This is a genomic window from Mycobacterium sp., from assembly GCF_032162605.1.
GTDB lineage: Bacteria > Actinomycetota > Actinomycetes > Mycobacteriales > Mycobacteriaceae > Mycobacterium.
The window spans coordinates 1-3,215 of sequence record NZ_JAVROT010000642.1 but is presented as its reverse complement, the minus strand read 5'-3'; the positions used below and the strand labels follow the sequence as shown (position 1 = coordinate 3,215).

Sequence of the window (3,215 nt, the reverse complement as noted above, 5' to 3'; positions counted from 1 at the left end):
GGGCGAGCCTGGTCACCACGCACGACAACATCAACGAATTCGACCAGGTCACTTCGGACGCCCTCGAGCACCTGGCGCGCCGGGTGGTGACCTTCGCCGACCGGCTGACGTCATAACGAGATCGACGGCAGCGTGACGACACGCCGAAAGTCGGCGCGCTAACGTCGATCTCGGCGAATACCCGGCTAGGCCGTCTCGGTGATCGGGCGATCCACCCAGCTCATCAGGTCACGCAACTTCTTGCCGGTGACCTCGATGGGGTGCTCGGCGTTCTCCTTGCGCCGCTGCTCGAGCTGCTTGTTGCCGCCCTCGACGTTGGCGACCAGCTCGGGCGCCGCGTAGAACGGCCGGTTGGCGACTTGACCGTCGCGGACTTTCACCACGATCGCATCGATGAAGATCGCGGCGTAGGTTTCATCCAAAGGTCTTGCGGCCCAGTCGTTCATCTCCTCGATCACCTTGTCAGTGATCCGGCTGATCGTCTCCTTGGACACTGACGCCCCATAGATCTCGGCGAAGTGCGCCGAAATCTGGGGGCACGGTTGTAACCTTTCCGCATAGCCCCGCCGCCCTTTGGGGCGCAGACTTTCGGACCAGGAGTTCCGACAAAATTGGCCCTCCGCTCCATAATTGGGGCTCGCCTGGCAATCGCCCATGTGCGGTCTGTAGGGGTCATCGCGCACGGACTCGTCGATGCAGGTCTGGTGGGCAGCGGGATCGGTGATGTTGTCACAAGGATCGTCGGCGTGTGCTTGTGCGGGTGGAATGCAAAGGGGTGCCAGTGCTATGACCGCTGCCGCCGACGCGCTCATGAGTTCCTTATTCATCAGCTTTCCTATTCTGGCCTAAACCCCCAGCCAATAGCGGCTCCCCGCGAGGGCGGTGCCGAGCAACATAAAGCACAGCCTCAAAAATGAGCAAGCAGATGACGTTGACGTCTATGCGAGTTCGTTCCCCATGAAGTTGGCTCTCGCCCGATGACGGCACCCACAATACTCGTGGCGACGCAGTAGCGCCGCTGTGATTTTGTTGGTTCAAACGAGTTTGCTGGCCGGCGCCGTGCTACCTCGAAGCCGAACCTTTCACCCCCATTTGCGATAGTGCGCCGGTGAGCAGTCCGGTGCGCTTCTCAGCGGTTTCTCAGCGGGCCGCTCGTAGTGTGGCGTTTCTCATGCTTGGCGCACGACGATGGCCGTCTTGCCCGCACCCGATCCGGCCGAAGCCGCATCGAGACGATCGATGCTGAGCTTTGACAGGCTAAGCCTGGATTTCGCGGCTCCTCCGGAGATCACCTCGGCACTGATTCATTCAGGGCCGGGGCCCGGATCATTGCTCACCGCTGCCAACGCCTGGCGCCAGCTGGCGAGCGAGCTAGGACAGACCGCCGCTGGCTACACCTCGACCGTGGCGGGCATTCCTTGGCAGGGGCCGTCAGCGACGGCGATGACCTTGTCAACCCTTCCCTACACCGCCTGGCTACACGCCACCGCGGTCCAGGCCGCTCAGATGTCGATGGCGGCGACCAGCATGGCCAGCTCGTTCGCGGTCACCTGGGCGGCTGTGGTGCATCCGAGCGTGGTTACCGCCAACCGCACGCTGCTGGCTCAGCTGATCGCAACGAACGTCTTCGGCGTCAACTTCCCCGCCATTGCGGCCACCGAGGCCCAGTACATGCAGATGTGGGCGAATAACACCACGGCCATGCTGGGCTATCACGCGACCAGTCTGCAGACCATGGCGTTACCGCCGTTCACGCCTCCTCCCACCATGACCCGCCCGGTTGGCAGGGCGGCCCAGCCCGCGGCGGTAGCCAATGCACCAGCCGCTGCCGCGCCTGCCGCTTTAGACCTTCCCACGGATGCGTTCTTCTCCAATCCGACTATTGGGTTCTTCCTTGGTCAGGAAGCCAGCGTCATCCAGAGCGGCTTCCCGTTTAACTTCCTTAGTGCTGTCACCGGGGGTCATGATTTTCTCCCCGGTCAGTACCCAGACGTCCTGGCCGCCACCCCGCGCAACCTTGCTCTCGCGTACAACCTCACCGGTCCCGAGGCCGTGGGAGGGGCGCCCAATGTCTATGCCCCACCCGCCGCTGCGGCCAGTGCAGTGCAGACTTCTGTCACCGCTTCTACGGGCAGGGGAATGTATGTCGGCAACCTTGTGGTCCCGCCTTCGGCGGTCACCTCCCCCATCCAGCTGGCTGCCGCAGAAGCGCCATTAGTGGCAACATCAGCGGACGGCGCTCCACTGATCCCGATGTTCGTCCCGCCGATGCCACCGGGAGCACGCAAAGCCCAGCGGGACAAGCCGGCAGAGAAAGGCTATGGACCGCCGATCCCTGGGACCATCATGCGTCGACCTCCAGCGGGCGGATGAGAAAGGCCCACGCCGACCCGCCGGGTTCCTCATCAGCGCAAGCATAAGATCAGGCACCGCCCGCTCGGTCAATGTCCGTGCCACCGCCAACCCGGCCGCAACGATTCTGTGCCTCCAGGTCGTTGCTCAAAACGTCTGCAGCGCTTGGCTTGCCAGATGTACGAAGTCGGTCGCGGCGGCCTGCCCAGGGCGCCCAGCCCAACTGTTCACACCGAGCTGCGCGAGTTCCTCGCCGAACACGGTCACCACGGCGGTCTCGGCTGGTTCCTCGACGCCCTCGGCTTCACCACCGCTAACCGCGATGTCCTGGACAATAACCTCGGTGACGCGCCACAGTCAGAGGCGAACAGCCCTGTCCCAAGCCAAGCATCGCCGCAGGGCTCAATAAGGTTTCCTCAGCGCCGGGCGCAGGCGCGGCGGTGAGATCTCGGCGCACGCGGTAAGGTCGTCGACCAGCGCGGCGGCCCAGCCGACTAGACCGTCTACGTCGGCGTGCCCCGCATCCCAGACGCGAGTGAGCACCATCGCGTCCCTAGCATCGCTGCGATGCGACAGCCGAAGTCGCGCCCGTTGCTTGCATTCCACGACCGTCAGCTCACGGACAGGCGTGAGGCCATGCTCCTCTCGCTCTACCTGACGCTGATCCACTTCGGCGGCATCATCGTGCCAACGGGATACACCGATCCGTGCAAGTTCGTCGACGGCAACCCGTATGGGGCGAGCCTGGTCACCACGCACGACAACATCAACGAATTCGACCAGGTCACTTCGGACGCCCTCGAGCACCTGGCGCGCCGGGTGGTGACCTTCGCCGACCGGCTGACGTCATAACGAGATCGACG

1 protein-coding gene and 4 pseudogenes are annotated in these 3,215 nt (G+C 63.8%); 3 read left to right on the top strand and 2 right to left on the bottom strand.

Translation table 11 applies throughout. From position 1 onward, the window contains the following. Nucleotides 1–116 (top strand): annotated as a pseudogene (locus QOI01_RS36565) (NAD(P)H dehydrogenase); the annotation flags it as partial. 69 nt (nucleotides 117–185) lie between these two features. Here the strand turns inward: QOI01_RS36565 and QOI01_RS36560 are convergent. Beyond that, nucleotides 186–326: pseudogene (locus tag QOI01_RS36560) on the bottom strand (ketol-acid reductoisomerase); the annotation flags it as partial. Between the two features lie 6 nt (nucleotides 327–332). Further along, nucleotides 333–533 (bottom strand): annotated as a pseudogene (locus QOI01_RS36555) (transposase); the annotation flags it as partial. Between the two features lie 664 nt (nucleotides 534–1,197). On the opposite strand from QOI01_RS36555, the gene QOI01_RS36550 reads away from it, so the two are divergent. Together QOI01_RS36550 and QOI01_RS36545 are read left to right on the top strand one after the other, a co-directional pair. Next, on the top strand, nucleotides 1,198–2,373 hold the full coding sequence (locus QOI01_RS36550) for a PPE family protein (protein WP_526389208.1): 1,176 nt from the start codon (nucleotides 1,198–1,200) through the stop codon (nucleotides 2,371–2,373). 606 nt (nucleotides 2,374–2,979) lie between these two features. Beyond that, nucleotides 2,980–3,204 (top strand): annotated as a pseudogene (locus tag QOI01_RS36545) (NAD(P)H dehydrogenase); the annotation flags it as partial. Nucleotides 3,205–3,215: the final 11 nt, after the last annotated feature.